Genomic DNA, 15,551 nt, shown 5'->3' with positions numbered 1-15,551 from the left:
AGTGAGGTGCGCGGGATGGGCGTCATGCGGCGTGTCTTGTGACCATCTGGCTACGGGTTGGCACTTCTCTGGCAAGCGCCCCGTTGTGACCTCAGCACGAAGGAAAACCAGGGGCTTCGGCCGTTCGTGATGCGGGGACCATTGAAGTCAACTCGTACAGCGCCGGTCATCATGTTGAGTTCGATGTCCATCCTAGCGGCCCCGGTCGGCCAGTCAGGTTGTGATGTCGCCAGAAACGCCTTCACGACGCTGCTCTGGTGGCTTTCGATCTCAAGCGGAATCGCCACTGCGACGCCAACCAGGGAAAGGCGCGGTTCAGTGCTGAATAACGGAAAGCGGGGCTCCTCAACGCGAAAGTTGTAGGTCGCTGGCAGTCCGTCGCCGTTGGTCTGGCAGCGCAACACCAGCGGCTCTGCTGCTTTCCCTTCGCCTGGTGCGCCTACCGCCCCAAGGAGCCCGATTAAGACGCAAGCCGTCGGGGCGAGCCTGGCTGTTCTGCTCATCGGTCCGTTCGGCTCCTAAAGGCGGGTCGTACACACCCAGAAGGTACGCGCGAGGATCGGTAGTCAATCCGCTATCGTATTCAAAGATCGCCCCCAGCCCGACTGACGGCCACAGCGCGCGGAACTCGTCGATTGTCACCACGTTGAACTTGTCGGCCAGGGGCGGCCAACGATGCGAGATGACAACGGGTTGGAAGCCCGCCAAGGTCTGCCGCATGGCGTACCTTCCGACACCTTACCGTTTAACCGGTCGTCTGGCAGCCAGCGCGCTTGCCGTTCTCTCGCTGTGTCTTCAGCCGGTCCCAGCGCTCGGTCGTGGCGAGGGGATGGCCGACGATGCGGTGCGCCGCGCGATCATCTCCGACAGCATCGCGGCCTACCCGTCGGTCTGCGCGTGTCCCTACTCGACCATGCGGAACGGCGCGGCTTGCGGCGGACGTAGCGCCTACTCAAGGCCCGGCGGGCGCTCGCCGATCTGCTACCCGCAAGACATCACGCCCGACATGGTGAGGCAGTGGCGGTCCGGCCGGTGAAGGAAGCTCTCAACGGCTCGCCGGATCGACTCCGCGAAGATCTAGCCTGCATCAGCGGGGAACAGTACGAGTGCCCGTTTGGCCTGTGTACGGGTTGTAGTTGCCGCGTGTCTGGTAGTTGTCGCGCATGGTCGGGTTTGGGCTAGTCCGATTGTAAGGCGCCACGGTAGTGCCCTGCTGCGTTGTGTAGCCTCTTGAATGGGTCGAGCTTGGGTTTGATCCGGTGCCGCTGTAGCTGCCGTAGGAACGAGACCCGCCGCTCGAGCTGCCGCCTCTTGCGTCTGCATTCGTCGCAACGAAGAGCATGGCGCCGGCTGCTAAGGCGATGAAACCGATACGAAGCATGAGGGTCTCCCGGGCTTGGATTTGTGTTTGGCGCGTTCTCGCGCAGTGGACTTTCTGATAATCCGGCAGGCAGCTAAGCGCTTGGCACCTGACCGCACCCCTTGCGGATGGCCGCCCGGTGCATGGCTTCCTGTTGACCACGGTACTGCGCGATGAGTGGCGCCACGTTTCCGCCCGACATAGAGCCGAGGGGGAGGCCTAGCAGGATCACGCCGGCCGTGTCGTTGGACCGCGCCTGTTGCTGCTGTTGGGTCGAGACCAGCAGCTCGCCGTTGAGCCGCAACTGTTCGTCAGCCAGTTGCTCGCACGTGTAGGACAGGTAGGGGATCTCCGACACGAAGGCCGGGGCGATGGTCTCCGGCGCCTGAGCGCAACCGACGATGACCGCAGCGGCGAGGGCGGCAAAAGGACGGCGCAACTGCTGGTCTCCAGGGCGAGAGGCCCGGTAACCAACAGGACCTAGCGTGGCGCAGTAGTCAATCCGATTTCGCACCGATAATTTCGCGATCCGTGGCAACCAGTGGCGACGGCACCTTAGCCAGCTCCTCCAACAACCTATCCGGCCACGCCCGCCATCCATCCCCGTAGCCCGAGCCTGCGTTGCCGGCGGCCTTGTGACCGAGCAGAGCGTCGGCGGCGGCCTCAGGCACCCGGGCGGCACGAAGTTCATCGGCCATCCAGTGGCGCCACCCGTGGGCCGGGTCCTTACGCGTGTCAGTGACGCCGACAGTCTTGCGCACCCACCGACCGTATATCTTTGAGGCAGTCGCACCGCGCCGTCCGTAGGCCCCAGGCTTCACGTCCGGGAACAGCGGAGAATCGGCTGGCAGCGCCCTGAGGTACTCGACGAAGCCCTCTTCGATCAGGGCGGGGTGCAGCGGGATCTTGCGCGCCGACTGAGCGTTCTTGAGTTCGCGGCCCGGCCGGTCATCCGCGAGTACGAGGCACAAGACGCCGCTCTCCTCCCGTACGTCCGCACGGATTGAACCGCACGCCTCCTCAAGGCGGCATCCCGTCAGGGCCAGCACCCAGGGCAACCAGCGGAGAAAGCCCTTGGCGTCCCGCGCGGCCGTTAGTATCGCCACCGCCTCTGCGTGGGTGAAAGGCCCCCGTGGCGTCTGCCCGCGCTTCACCAAGCGGTTCGCCATGTTCGTGAACGGGTTCGGGGCGGGCGGCAGCTTCCCGTTGTTCAGCGCCCAGGCCCAGACCGGCCGAAGGGTCGCGATGTCATCGTTGACGGTCCGCAGCCCGACGGACTTGAGCCGTGCCTCCTTCATGGCGGAGATTGCCTCTTTGCCGATCCTCCGGGCGTCATCATGCCCGGCGGCTGTCTCGAGGTGTCGGAGCGCCGTCCGGCGCTTGTCCTGCGTCTTTGGGGGCTTAGGGTTCTCCCGGTCGTAGGCATCCAGCAGGGCCGTCAGGGTCAAGGCTGGCGGCGAGACAGCCGGAGCCGGCACCAGGATGGCGGGGGCGGGGGCTCGGGGCACCGGATAGAGCGAGACATTGGGATCGGGCGACCAGTCCCGGCTGGCGCGTGCCAGCCCGACACCCTCAAGCCGCCACCGGGCATCCAACAAGGCGGCGAATATGTCCTCGACCGCCGCGGGGTCCGTCGAGTAGCCCGCAGCTTGGAGCACCCCCTCGGCTTCCGCGTAGCGTCGGCCAGAGGGCTTCCGGCCGCTTTCCTCGCGCAGCAGATCTTGCCCGATCTCCCTCTCTTCGACCGTGCCCGGCGCGTCTTCGACCAGCGGGACCATCGAGCGGTAATACTCCCCAGCCAACTCGGCTATCTGGCGGGGGGACGGGCGCCGGGCCGTGCCGGCCAGTTGGGCGCGGGCACCAGCTAGTATCTCGTCGAACTCGGCGATGACTTCCGGGAACCGGCGCTTTGCCTCTGCGGGGTCCTTGGTGCCGAGAGTCTTGAGGAGTTCCGTCTTGCCGATGAACGGGCGGAGAGCAGCAGGCACCGCCTGGCGCGCCCGGTAGACGCCGCTCTTCGGGTGCTTGATCGGACAAGGCATCGGAAGGACCATCTGGATCACCCGTCTGTATCACCAGACGGCGCGTAACCCCTTGGGTACGCTCAGTTCTCTGCCAGATCAATCGCTTAGAGCGTGAGTGGTGCCCCGTGCGGGATTCGAACCCGCGTACCCAACGTGAAAGGCTGGTGTCCTAGGCCTCTAGACGAACGGGACGCACAGCGGCGGGGTAAAGCCCGGCATCGCTTCGGTCAAGCCATGCGCGACCGAAGAATGCGCCGAACGTGGTTTTCTCGCCCCAGGCACGGTTTCCTGTTACCAAAAATAACAATCCCACCGGCTGGCCTCGGCGCATCCGCCCTTGGCGCGTGGCACCACCCTCAGCCCCACCTCGGCTGCTCCCCCAGGTCGATGCCGAGCGTGGTCTTCGCCACGATCTCATGCGTCAGGAAGCTGTTCGCGGGATGGAAGCGGCCGCAGCGGGCATCGCGGAACAATTGCTCCAACTCGTTGCTGCGGAACATGCCGGCGCCGCCGGAGAGTTCCATCGCCATGTCCACGATCCGGAAACAGGCCTCGACCGCATGGTATTTCGCCGACACGATCCGCGCCGGCCAGGTCGCGCCGTGATCGACGCCATGGGACCAATCCTCGGCCACGCGATCCAGGTGCGGCCCGATCGGGTCGAGCAGCAGCGCCATCTCGGCGACCGCGTGCTGGATTTCGGGGTGGTAGGCCATCGAGCGCGACACCGCGATCGAGGTCCGCGCCTTCACCGACGGCACGATCAGGTCGAGCGCCCGCTGGGCCATCGCGTGGTAGATGCTGGCGAAGCCCATATCCGCCCAGGCGAAGATGCCGAGCACGAAGGCATCGGCCGTGCCGGCGGGCAGGATGCGCGCCACCCGGCTGTCGGGCACGAAGGCGCCTTCCAACTCGACTTCGTCGCTGCGCGTCGCGCGCATCCCCATCGTGTCCCAGGTGTCGAGGATACGGTAGCCCTTGGTGTCGCGTGGCATGAAGGCGTGCACGACCTTCGGGCCGCCCTCGGCATCGGCCCAGGTGGCGTGCAGGCCGTAGCGCGTGAAGACGGGTGACATGCTGGCGAACAACTTGTGCCCGGTGAAGCGGAAGCCGCCGTCCACGCGCTCGGCCCTGGTGGTCGACAGCAGGACCGGCAGGTCGTGGCCGCGCTCGGAATGGCCGGCGTTGAAGATCTCGCCCTCCATCGCCTCCTTCAGCACCCATTCGAGCGAACGATCCCCCTGCCGCCAGAGGTCGGCGACCAGCCCCACCCAGTAAAGGTGCATGTTGATGCCGAGTGCCGTGGCCGGCGCGTGGTAGGCCAGCCGGTATTGGGCGCGGCAGACCTCGGCCAGGGTCATGCCCGCGCCGCCAAGTTCGCGCGGCACCGGCATCTTCAGGTAGCCCGCGGCCTTCAATTCATCGAAATCCTGCTGGAAGAAGGAGTTCTCGCGGTCATACCGGGCGCGGCGCCCGGCAAAGCCACGCAGCATCTCATCCGAGACGATGGGAAGGTAGGCGTCCATGGGATCCTCCTCTGTGTGTCGTCCGGGCGGGTCAGACCGTCACGCGGCTCCCATCGAAGCGCGTGAGGCTGAAACCGTCGAAACTCTCCCGATAGGTGGTGCGTATCTCCCGCAGCATGCCGATCGCCACCGCCTCGCCGATCGGCATCGAGGCGGCGGCATCCGAGCGCCAGTGAATCCCGCCCCAATTCCGGGCATTGCCGAAATTGGTCGCGAGCTTGTTCAACTCCCCGCCGAGGGTCAGCGGCGGCCCGCGATAGGGGATCAGCTTCGTCGGGTCCCGCGGATCGGGCTCGACCGCGTTCTCGATCACGCGGGTCTCGTCGAAGAAGGCCTTGAGCACCGTCGCCACGGCCGAGGCGACCGAGGACGCCCCGCCCGGATAGGCCGAGAAATTCGGCGAGCCGTCGGGATAGATCTGCGACAGCAGATGCGTGCCCTGCTTGGCGCGGGTGCGCTCCAGCGCCTCCGCGCGCAGGAACGCGTCTGGCAGCGGGTAGTCGGCCACGCCATTGGCCAGGCGCTGATGCGCCAGCCCGCCATAGGCTTCCGGCCGCAAGGTGCGATGCACGAAGAACTTCTGCCAATAGGCGGCGCGGATCGTGTTGTTCGCGGCCTCGAACACCAACGCCGCGACCTGCGGCGGGCCGAAGGAGGAGGCGGGGTTCTGCTTGCGCAGGCTGACGTAGGGGTTGGTGGGTGCCATCGCCGGCTGCGCCGCGGGGAACATCCCACCATAGCGCGGATCGGGCCCGAAGGCCCCGGTGGTCAGCAGTTGGACCACAAAGGCCGGGAAGGGCGGGATGTGGCGCACCCATTCCCCCAGGTCGCGCCCCGTCGCGATGTAGCGCGGCGTGGATTCGTAGGTGACTCCGCGCCGCGGTGCCTCGCCATTCTGCGCGCGAAGCCAGTCCTCGTGGTTGGTCAGGAACTCGCTGGCCGGTGTCGCCGGGCGGATCTGCGCGCTCATCCACTGCGATCCGAAGGGCACGTCGCGCAGCAGGAATTGCGACACCACCGGCCCGTCCAGCACGCCCGGCGGCGTCACCGAGCGGCCCATGGGCGCCGCGGCATCGAAATACAGCGCGCTGCCGCGCAGCAGCGTCGCCGGCGTGACGCGCCCATCCGCCTTGGGGCCACGGAAATCACTCATGCCGCTGAGCTCGGCGCAGGCGGCGATCACATCGCGGTCCTCGGACCCGTCGCGGAAGGCGGCGAGCGGCACATCGCGCAGCAGGGCCTGCCAGTAGACCTCGACGGCCTCGGCGGCGCGTTCGGCGCTGGCCAGCGCCGGCGCCGGCGGGATCGCGATCTGCGTCGGGTCGGGACCGCAGAGGCTGACCTCCAGCGTGCCGGCCGGATTGCCAAGGCGACGCACGCCGCCAAGCGGAACCTTCTCGAAATCGGCGGGATCGCCCGTCTGGCAGGCCGCGAGGTAGAGCCGCCAGGCGGCCGGATCCACCTCACCCCGCGCGTCATGCGGCAGGCTGCGCGTGTCGGAACCGATCGCGTTCGGATAGCGCGCCTCGTCGCCATTGGCGGGATGGGGCGCGATGGGGATGGCGCCGGCAGCCTGCGCGCAGGCTGCGCGGACCTCCTGCGCGCGGCGATGGACCGCGGCGTCGATCGGCCGCGCGCCCGGGGCAGTGTTTGCTGGCCCGGTACTTGCAAGCTGGGCGTGGGCCGGCGGGATCGCGGCGGGGTTGGCCGCCAAAAGCGCCGCCCCCAGGCCGGCACCGCCAAGAAGGTGGCGGCGCCCCAGGCCGGGGTCCAGGCCGGGGTCCAGGTCTTCGCCGGGCTGCGGCGTTGGAATGCTGGTGCCGTTGTTCATGAAATGTCCCTCCGATGCACCGGTCTGGCATGGGTGGCGACCGCGAATTCTGCACGGGCGGGGGGCGGCGAAACATCGTCAAAGCGAATGATCCGCGACCCGCGGGCAGGTGGCCCGCGCCCTTCGGCCTCATCAGGATGAAGGAGGCGTCCCCTGCCGCAGCGCCAGGGCCGCCGCCTCGGTCCGGTTGGCGGTGCCGGTCTTGTTCAGGACGCTGCGGACATGCGTCGCGACGGTGGTCACCCCGATCGACAGCACCAGCGCGATATCCGCATTGGTGCGGCCCATGGCGATCAGCGACAGGACCTCGGCCTCGCGCGCGGTCAGTTCGCCGGGGCCGGGCATCTGCGCCACCAGGGCGGGGGGCGGGGCCTGCTGCTGCATCAGGTCGAGCGCCGCCTGGAAGAACGCCGCCGCATCCTCGACGGCGCGCATCGCGTCGGCGCGGATGCCGGCACGAACGGCGACAGGGGTGGTGCGGCTGGTTTGCCCGGTCGCCCGGTACATGTGCCGGGCCTGGTCCGACTCCCGCCTGGGCAGGGCTTCGATGGCCTCGACCACGGCGCGGTGGAGCAGGCGGCGCTGGCCGGCGCGCAGCTCGTCATACAGCGTCATGCGGATCAGCACGTGCGTGAACTGGTAGTTGTTTGCCCGCGGTTCCTCGATGATCCGCGCGTCCAGCGCCTCGTCGATCGCGGCCGGGACGGCGTCGCTATCCCCGCCGCAGGCCCGCCGCAGGAGATCGAGCGAGAAGTCCCGGCCGATCACCGCGGCGACCCGCAGGACGTCGTTGCAGCCGGGCGACAGTAGGTTGAGGCGCTGGCCGATGACCTCGCGCACGCCATCGGGGATGCGCAGCGATGCGGGACTCGTCATCCGCGACGCCGACCCCGCCAGCACGCATCTGTCCCGCAGGAAGCGGATGATCTCACGCAGGAAAAGCGGGTTGCCCTCGGTCAGCCTGTGCAACGAGCGCACGAGCGCGGGCGGCGGCGCGGCGCCGGCCGTGGCGGCCATCAGCGCCCCGACCTCCTCGGCGGCCAGGCCCGACAGCGGCAGGCGGGACGCGCTCGGCGATCGCGTCAGGTCGCCAAGCGCGTCGGAGAGCGGATGCTGGCGCGACAATTCGTCTTCTTGGCAGGTGACGACCAGCAGCAGGCGGCTGTCGGCCAGATCCGGCGCCAGGAACCGCAGGAACCGCAGGGAGGCCGCGTCGGCCCAGTGAACGTCGTCCAGCACGAGGACCATCGGCCGGCGCCGCGACGCGGCGAGAAGGAAGCGCGACAGTGCGGCGAAGAGCCGAAAACGCGCCTGGGCCGGGTCGTCGGGCGGCATGGGGGGTGCCAGCCCGGGCATCCGTTCCCCCAGCTCCGGCAGGATGCCGGCGATCTCCGGCGCCCCGTTCCCCAGATCCGCCTGCAGCGCCAGGTCGTCGAGCGCCTCGGCCAGGTCCCGCAGCACCTGCGTCCAGCACCAATAGGGCGGCGCCCCCGGCTCCTGGTGGCAGCGCCCCCACAGCACGCGCGCGCCCGCCGCCTCGGCACGCAGCGCCAGTTCCGCGGCGATCCTGGTCTTGCCGATGCCGGGTTCCCCGGACAGGAGGACAAGCTGGCCCTTGCCCGCACCCGACGCCTCCAGCGCCGCGGTGAGATGCGCGAGCTCCCCATGCCGGCCGACGAACGCGTCTCCCGATCCAGGCATCACGGCCCTCGGTGAGGTCATCCTGGCCGGGAGCCTGTCCGATACGGATGGGCGATGACAAGCGCCGATGCGTCCGGCGGGATGGAACCCCGGGCCAAGCGGCCGCGAAGGGGCCCGCAACTGTGGCTGCGCCCGATCAATGACCTGGGGCATCGCGCCGGCCTATAGGTGGGGCAATGCTTGCTTCCTGCCTCCATGCCCTGGACGCGCTCGGCGCCGATGGCCTGCCCGCGTTGATGGCGGCGCTGTTCCTGGCCGGGCTGGTCGGCGGGGCCAGCCATTGCGCCGCGATGTGCGGCCCCTTCGTCCTGGCCCAGGTCGCCCGTGGCGACAGCCTGGACGGCGGGCGGTTGCAGCGGCTCGGCGGGGCGATGTTGTTGCCCTACCATCTTGGGCGCGCGGCGGGCTACGCGACCCTGGGCGCCTTTGCCGGGGGATTTACCGCTGTGCTGGCGCTGCTGCCGGGCCTGGCCTGGGTGCCGCCCGTGCTGCTGTTGGTCGCGGCTATCGCGATGCTGGCCCAGGCGCTGCCGGCGCTTGCCGCGCTGCTGCCGCGGGCCGGGCTGGGCGCGCTGCCGGGGCGCCTGGCCGGGCTGGTCGCGCCGCTGCTGGACCGGCCGGGCGGGGGGCGGTCCTTCCTTCTGGGCGTCCTGCTGTCGGCCTTGCCCTGCGGCCTGCTCTACGGCGCCCTGGCGGGGGCGGCGGCCAGCGGCAGCGCGCTTGCGGGCGCGCTGGCGATGGCGGCCTTCGTCGCGGGCACCGCGCCGGCGCTGGTCGGCGTGGCCCTGCTGGGGCGTATCTTTCGCCGACGGGCGGAACCGGCGCTGCGGCGCGTCGCCCCTGCGCTCTATGGGCTGAACAGCCTCGTGCTGCTGGCGCTGGCGGTGCGGATGATCCCCTGATCCGTCAGCGCACCACCATGTCGCGATAGGCATGCCAGGTGGCATGCCCGACCAGCGGCATCACGATCACCAGGCCCAGGTAGAAGGGCACCAGCGCCAGCCCCGTCAACACGACGATCAGCCCGGCCCAAAGCACCATCGCCCGCCAGTTTTCCATCACGGCCTGGATGCTGACGCTCGCCGCCTCCAGGAAGGACACGTTGCGGTCCACCAGCATCGGCAGCGACACCGCCGACAGCGCGAAGGTCATCGCCGCCAGGAAGAAGCCGAAGCCGGTGCCGACGATCAGGAACGGCAGCAGCAGGTCCGATTGCAGCATCGCCATCGGCAGCCGCGCCAGCGACGGCGCGAAGTTGATCCCGAAGAACAGCGCGAAGAGCAGCCCCGCGACCCGCACCCAGAACAGGTGGATCAGCAGCAGCACCGCCCCCATCATCGCGATCTGGCTGCCTGGGCGGCGAAACCCCTGCATCGCGTCGGCCAGGGTGGTCGGCAGGCCCTCCTCCGCCCGGCGGGAGGTTTCATAAAGCGGCGCCGCCAGCAGTGGTGCGATGATGAAGAAGCCAGCGGTCGAGGGCAGCACGGCCCAGGCGATGCCCAGTTCGAACATCACCAGCGACAGCATCCAGCCGAACACCGCCAGCGCCGCGCCGATCGTCAGGCTGATCGCGCGATGGGCCATCATGTCGCGCCACCCGAGCGTGATCCACACCCAGGGGCGGTCGGTGGCGACCCGGCGGACGCGGCTGGTCAGCGGGGCCGGATCGGGTGCGGCCAGGGCATCGCTCGGCATGCTCGTCTTCCCCCGATATTTCTGCACGTCCGGCACAAATTAAACGTAACGTCGGATGCGCGCCTTGATCCGGATCAAGGACGCAAGAATGCCCACCCCGCATGCTGCAACGCAACGCCCGCCGGGGGATTCCCTGGCGGGTCCCGCCTCGGAGACCCAGACATCATGGCAGCAAGCACCGCGCTGACCGGACAGACCACCGCGCCCGCGCATGCCGTCGTGGAACTGGACGTCGAGGCGCCGATCCGTGCCTTCGCCATCGCCACGATGTTCTGGGGGATCGTCGGCTTCCTCGTCGGCGTGGTGATCGCGGCGCAACTGGCCTTTCCGCTGCTGAACCTGGACCTGGAATGGACCACCTTCGGCCGGCTGCGTCCGGTCCATACCAGCGCGGTCATCTTCGCCTTCGGCGGCAATGCGCTGATCGGCACCAGCCTGTACATCGTCCAGCGCACCTGCCGCGCCCGCCTGTTCGGTGGCGAGGAGATGGGATGGTTCCTCTTCTGGGGCTACAATTTCTTCATCGTCGCCGCCGCCCTCGGCTACGTCCTGGGCGTCACCCAAGGCAAGGAATATGCCGAGCCTGAGTGGTATGTGGATCTCTGGCTGACCGTCGTCTGGGTCACCTACCTGGTCGGCTACATCGGCACGATCATGAAGCGGCGTGAGCCGCATATCTATGTGGCGAACTGGTTCTTCCTCGCCTTCATCATCACCGTCGCCATGCTGCACATCGTCAACAACCTGGCCCTGCCGGTCGGCGATGGCATCGGCAAGTCCTATGGCGTCGCCTCCGGCGTGCGCGATGCGATGATCCAGTGGTGGTATGGGCACAATGCGGTCGGCTTCTTCCTGACCGCGGGCTTCCTGGGGATGATGTACTACTTCATCCCGAAGCAGGCGGAGCGCCCGGTCTATTCCTACCGGTTGTCGATCGTGCACTTCTGGTCGCTGATCTTCCTGTATATCTGGGCCGGGCCGCATCACCTGCACTACACGGCGCTGCCCGACTGGGCGCAGACGCTCGGCATGGCGTTTTCGATCATGCTGTGGATGCCGTCCTGGGGCGGCATGATCAACGGGCTGATGACGCTGTCGGGTGCCTGGGACAAGCTGCGGACCGATCCCGGCCTGCGCTTTTCGGTCACCGCCGTCGGCTTCTATGCGATGTCCACCTTCGAAGGCCCGGTGATGTCGATCCGGGCGGTGAACAGCCTGTCGCACTACACCGACTGGACCATCGGCCATGTGCACAGCGGCGCGCTGGGCTGGAACGGCTTCATCACCTTCGGCGCACTCTACTGGCTCTTCCCGGTGCTGTGGCGGAAGAAGGGGCTATATTCCGAGAAACTCGCCGCCTGGCACTTCTGGATCGCGACGCTCGGCATCGTCCTCTACATCACCGCCATGTGGGTCAGCGGCATCATGCAGGGGCTGATGTGGCGCGCCTATGACGAGCTCGGCTTCCTGCAATACTCCTTCGTCGAGACGGTGGCCGCGATGCACCCCTACTACGTCATCCGGATGCTGGGCGGGCTGATGTTCCTGACCGGTGCGATCATCATGGCCTACAATTTGTACATGACCGTGACCGCCGTGGAGGACGCGGTGGCCCCGGCCGCCGCCGCCCCCGCCGGCGCCATTCCCGTCGCGGCTGAGTGAGGAGACGGTCATGAAGCGCTTCAGCCATGCCCCCATCGAGAAGAACGTCATCCTTCTCGCCGTCCTCACCCTGCTCACCGTCTCGATCGGCGGTCTGGTGCAGATCGTGCCGCTGTTCCTGGTCGAGACGACGATCGAGCGTGTCGCCGGTGTCCGCCCCTACACCCCGCTCGAACTCATGGGCCGCGACATCTATGTGCGGGAGGGCTGCTACCTCTGCCACAGCCAGATGATCCGCCCCTTCCGTGATGAGGCCGAGCGCTACGGCCATTTCAGCCTGGCGGCCGAGAGCATGTACGACCGCCCCTTCCAATGGGGCAGCAAGCGGACCGGGCCGGACCTGGCGCGCGTCGGCGGCAAGTTCTCCGACGACTGGCATGCGGCGCATCTGCGCAGCCCGCGCGAACTGGTGCCGGAATCGATCATGCCGCCCTATGCCTTCCTCGACCGGCCGCTGGATGCGACCGGGATCGCGGCGCGGCTGCGGGCGCAGCAGACGCTCGGCGTGCCCTACAGCGACGAGATGATCGCCAATGCCATGGCCGACCTGCGCACCCAGGCCAATCCGGAGGCCGACGGCACCGCCTTCGCCGCCCGCTACCCGCGCGCCCGCCAGGGGGTGTTCGACGCGAACCCGCGTGAGGTGACGGAGATGGATGCGGTGGTCGCCTATTTGCAGATGCTCGGCACCCTGGTGCGCTTCTCCGACGTCACCCCCGAACAAATCCGGCAGCCGTAAGGAGTCCCCAGCGATGGATCTGGCCCGCCTGCACGAGATCCTTTCGGCCATCTGGGTCGTCTGGTTCGTCATCCTCTTCACCGGAATCCTGGTCTGGGTGATGCGCCCCGGATCGCGCGAAGCCGCGCGCGACCACGCCCAGATCCCCTTCCGCAACGACCCGAACTGAGAGCCCGCGCAGATGGCAACCACCCCCGAGAGGGACGCCCATAGCGGCACCGCGACCACGGGCCATGAATGGGACGGGATCAAGGAACTCGACACCCCGATGCCGTCGTGGTGGCTCTACACGCTCTACGCCAGCATCGCTTTTGCCGTGGTATGGATGATCCTGTACCCGTCGCTGCCCTATGTGCGTGGCGTGCTGGGCTATTCCACGCGCGCGGCTTTCTCCGAAGACATGGCGGCCCAGCAGGCGCGCGCGGCGCCCATGCTGGCGCGTATGCGGGCGGCGACACCGGCGGCCATCGCGGCCGATCCCGAATTGCGCGCCTATGCGCTGGCCGGCGGGCGCATCGCCTTCGCCACCAACTGCGCCGGCTGCCATGGCTCGGGCGGGCAGGGGGCGGTGGGCGGCTTCCCCAGCCTGGCGGATGACGACTGGCTCTTTGGTGGCAGCTTCGATGCCATCCACCAGACCATCAGCGTCGGGATCCGCAATGGCGAGGCCGATGCGCGCGGCGTGGCCATGCCCGCCTATGCGACCGCCGGGCTGACCTGGCCGCAGATCAACGATGTCGCAGAATACGTCCTGTCCCTGTCGGGGCCGGCCGGCGACACCGCTGCCGCCGCCCGCGGCGCCCCCATCTTCGCCGAGAATTGCGTCGCCTGCCACGGCGAAGCCGGCGAGGGGAACAAGGACATGGGCGCGCCGCGCCTGTCGGATCGCATCTGGCTCTATGGCGGCGACCGTGCCTCGATCGCCCGCAGCATCGCCTTTTCGCGCGGCGGGGTGATGCCCTCCTGGTCCGGGCGCCTTGATCCCGCGACGATCAACATGCTGACCGTCTATGTCCACGCGCTGGGTGGTGGGGAGCGCTAGGCAGCGGTCATGCCCGACACCGCAGCACTGACCCCGCCGCCGCTCTACGCCGCGCACAGGAAGATCTATCCGCGGGCGGTGAAGGGCCGGGTGCGGTCGATCAAGTGGGTGGTGCTGATCGTCCTGCTCGGCATCTACTACATCCTGCCCTGGATCCGCTGGGACCGCGGCCCCGGCGTGCCGGACCAGGCGGTGCTGGCCGATATCGCCAATGCCCGGCTGTTCTTCTTCTGGATCGAGTTGTGGCCGCAGGAGATCTACTTCCTCACCGGCTTCCTGATCCTGGGTGCGATCGGACTCTTCGCCGCGACATCGCTGTTCGGGCGCGTCTGGTGCGGCTTCACCTGCCCGCAGACGGTCTGGACCGACCTGTTCCTATGGATCGAGCGCCAGATCGAGGGCGACCGAAACGCCCGCATCAAGCGCGACGCGGGGCCACCATCACGCGACCGCACGCTGCGGCGCATCGCCAAGCACGCCGCCTGGATCGTCATCGCCGCCGCGACCGGCGGCGCCTGGATCATGTACTTCCAGGATGCGCCGACGGTCGTCGTGCAATTGCTGACCGGGGCTGCCTCGGCACAGACCTATTTCTGGTTCGGGCTGTTCACCGCCACGACCTATGTGCTGGCCGGCTTCGCGCGGGAACAGGTCTGCACCTACATGTGCCCCTGGCCGCGGTTCCAGGGGGCGATGCTCGACCAGGACAGCCTGGTCGTCACCTATCGCGAATGGCGCGGCGAACCGCGCGGCAAGCTGAAGGAAGCCGGCCACGGCGATTGCATCGATTGCGGCGCCTGCGTGCATGTCTGCCCGACCGGCATCGACATCCGCGAGGGCCAGCAATTGGAATGCATCGGTTGCGGCCTCTGCGTCGATGCCTGCGACGAGGTGATGGGCAAGGTGCAGCGCCCGCAGGGCCTGATCGCCTTCGAGACGCTGGCCAACCTCGCCGCCAGCACCGCCGCCACGGCGCGTTTCCAGCCGGGTCCGGCGCGGTTCGACGCTGGCATGGCGGCGCGGAAGCACCTGCATCTGCTGCGGCCGCGCACGTTGATGTATGCGGGCGTGCTGTCGTTCGTCGTGGTGATCATGCTCGGCGCCTTCCTGCTGCGGGAGACACTGACGCTGACGGTGCTGGCCGAACGTGCGCCGCCCTATGTGCTGCTGTCGGATGGCGGCGTGCGCAATGGCTACACGCTGAAGCTCGCCGACAAGACGCGGGATGCGGGGGTCTATGCGCTGGTGCTCGACGGCCCGGCCGGGCTGCGCCTGCTGGTGCAGGATGTCGAAACCGACGCCGCCGGCCGCCCGCTGCTGCCGGCCCGTCCCGATGCGGTGGCGACCTTCCGCGCCCTGGTCACCGCCCCGCCAGGCGTGGCCATCGCCGAAAGCCAAAGCCTGCGCTTCCGCCTAATGGATGCGCAAGGCAAGGTGGTTGCCTCCGGCGACAGCGTCTTCCTTGGCCCCCGGCCCATACAGGTGCGGCGATGAGCATGGTCAAACGCCCCTTCGACCCCGCGCGCGGCGGCTGGATCCCCTGGGTTTTCGTGGGGATGATGGCGATCGTCATCGGGGTGAACGGCATCCTGATCTATTCCGCCATCAGCACCTTCACCGGCGTCACCCGCCCGCGGACCTATGATCTCGGCCGGAGCTACAACGCCGTGATCGCGGAGGCCGACCGGCAGGCCGCCCTCGGCTGGTCGGGGCGCGTCGCCCTGGCCTCCGGCCGCCTGTCCGTCACCGTCATCGACCGCGAGGGCCTTCCCGTGCCCGGGCACCTCACCGGGCTGCTGCATCGCCCGCTGGATGGGCGGGAGGTGCCGCTCGCCTTCGGCGCCGCCGCCCCGGGCCGCTGGACCGCCGAGGCCACCCCGCCCGCCCCCGGCCAGTGGGAAGCCCGGCTGACATTGACCGATCCCACCGGCCAGCATTTCGACATCCGCCAGCGGGTCATCGCCCCGTGAG

At 68.4% G+C, this 15,551-nt stretch carries 14 protein-coding genes and 1 tRNA gene; 7 read left to right on the top strand and 8 right to left on the bottom strand.

Features of this window, described 5'->3' with window-relative positions:
* Nucleotides 1–50: 50 nt before the first annotated feature.
* The 7 genes from ACQW02_RS11935 to ACQW02_RS11905 form a co-directional block, all read right to left on the bottom strand.
* Nucleotides 51–503: a hypothetical protein gene (locus ACQW02_RS11935; protein ID WP_431285463.1), complete on the bottom strand. Its 453-nt coding sequence runs from the start codon at nucleotides 501–503 to the stop codon at nucleotides 51–53.
* Between the two features lie 951 nt (nucleotides 504–1,454).
* Nucleotides 1,455–1,799, bottom strand: coding sequence for a hypothetical protein (locus tag ACQW02_RS11930; RefSeq protein ID WP_431285462.1), 345 nt, complete (start codon nucleotides 1,797–1,799; stop codon nucleotides 1,455–1,457).
* Nucleotides 1,800–1,857: 58 nt separating this feature from the next.
* Nucleotides 1,858–3,414 carry a DUF6538 domain-containing protein gene (locus tag ACQW02_RS11925; protein WP_431285901.1) on the bottom strand — a complete coding sequence of 519 codons (1,557 nt, stop codon included), beginning with the start codon at nucleotides 3,412–3,414 and terminating at the stop codon, nucleotides 1,858–1,860.
* A gap of 86 nt (nucleotides 3,415–3,500) precedes the next feature.
* Nucleotides 3,501–3,576: transfer RNA gene (locus tag ACQW02_RS11920), tRNA-Glu, on the bottom strand.
* A gap of 164 nt (nucleotides 3,577–3,740) precedes the next feature.
* The gene (locus ACQW02_RS11915; protein ID WP_431285461.1) at nucleotides 3,741–4,910 is read right to left on the bottom strand and encodes an acyl-CoA dehydrogenase family protein; all 1,170 of its coding nucleotides are present in this window, start codon (nucleotides 4,908–4,910) and stop codon (nucleotides 3,741–3,743) included.
* A 31-nt stretch (nucleotides 4,911–4,941) separates the two neighbouring features.
* A complete protein-coding gene (locus tag ACQW02_RS11910; RefSeq protein ID WP_431285460.1) occupies nucleotides 4,942–6,741 on the bottom strand; it encodes a vanadium-dependent haloperoxidase in 1,800 nt (599 codons plus the stop codon).
* Nucleotides 6,742–6,873: 132 nt separating this feature from the next.
* Nucleotides 6,874–8,442: a helix-turn-helix transcriptional regulator gene (locus ACQW02_RS11905; protein ID WP_431285459.1), complete on the bottom strand. Its 1,569-nt coding sequence runs from the start codon at nucleotides 8,440–8,442 to the stop codon at nucleotides 6,874–6,876.
* Between the two features lie 176 nt (nucleotides 8,443–8,618).
* Between ACQW02_RS11905 and ACQW02_RS11900 the strand changes: the two genes are divergently transcribed.
* A complete protein-coding gene (locus tag ACQW02_RS11900; RefSeq protein WP_431285458.1) occupies nucleotides 8,619–9,344 on the top strand; it encodes a sulfite exporter TauE/SafE family protein in 726 nt (241 codons plus the stop codon).
* A gap of 4 nt (nucleotides 9,345–9,348) precedes the next feature.
* Here ACQW02_RS11900 and ACQW02_RS11895 read toward each other — a convergent pair whose 3' ends face one another.
* Complete coding sequence (locus ACQW02_RS11895; RefSeq protein ID WP_431285457.1) at nucleotides 9,349–10,137, bottom strand: DUF2189 domain-containing protein; 789 nt, start codon at nucleotides 10,135–10,137, stop codon at nucleotides 9,349–9,351.
* A gap of 165 nt (nucleotides 10,138–10,302) precedes the next feature.
* On the opposite strand from ACQW02_RS11895, the gene ccoN reads away from it, so the two are divergent.
* From ccoN to ACQW02_RS11865, 6 genes are read left to right on the top strand one after another with little or no spacing between them, the layout of a single operon-like run.
* The gene (gene ccoN, locus ACQW02_RS11890; protein WP_431285456.1) at nucleotides 10,303–11,799 is read left to right on the top strand and encodes a cytochrome-c oxidase, cbb3-type subunit I; all 1,497 of its coding nucleotides are present in this window, start codon (nucleotides 10,303–10,305) and stop codon (nucleotides 11,797–11,799) included.
* 10 nt (nucleotides 11,800–11,809) lie between these two features.
* Nucleotides 11,810–12,538, top strand: coding sequence for a cytochrome-c oxidase, cbb3-type subunit II (ccoO, locus tag ACQW02_RS11885; protein ID WP_431285455.1), 729 nt, complete (start codon nucleotides 11,810–11,812; stop codon nucleotides 12,536–12,538).
* A gap of 13 nt (nucleotides 12,539–12,551) precedes the next feature.
* Nucleotides 12,552–12,707, top strand: coding sequence for a cbb3-type cytochrome oxidase subunit 3 (locus tag ACQW02_RS11880; protein WP_431285454.1), 156 nt, complete (start codon nucleotides 12,552–12,554; stop codon nucleotides 12,705–12,707).
* A 12-nt stretch (nucleotides 12,708–12,719) separates the two neighbouring features.
* Complete coding sequence (gene ccoP / locus ACQW02_RS11875) at nucleotides 12,720–13,580, top strand: cytochrome-c oxidase, cbb3-type subunit III (protein ID WP_431285453.1); 861 nt, start codon at nucleotides 12,720–12,722, stop codon at nucleotides 13,578–13,580.
* A 9-nt stretch (nucleotides 13,581–13,589) separates the two neighbouring features.
* Nucleotides 13,590–15,074: a cytochrome c oxidase accessory protein CcoG gene (gene ccoG, locus ACQW02_RS11870; RefSeq protein WP_431285452.1), complete on the top strand. Its 1,485-nt coding sequence runs from the start codon at nucleotides 13,590–13,592 to the stop codon at nucleotides 15,072–15,074.
* Nucleotides 15,071–15,550: a FixH family protein gene (locus ACQW02_RS11865; protein ID WP_431285451.1), complete on the top strand. Its 480-nt coding sequence runs from the start codon at nucleotides 15,071–15,073 to the stop codon at nucleotides 15,548–15,550. Before ccoG ends, ACQW02_RS11865 begins: the two co-directional genes overlap by 4 nt.
* Nucleotide 15,551 lies beyond the last annotated feature (1 nt).

The sequence above is a fragment of the Humitalea sp. 24SJ18S-53 genome, assembly GCF_050632385.1.
Lineage (GTDB): Bacteria > Pseudomonadota > Alphaproteobacteria > Acetobacterales > Acetobacteraceae > Humitalea.
The sequence above is the reverse complement of the archived record's forward strand: the minus strand, read 5'-3'. Positions and strand labels throughout refer to the sequence as shown.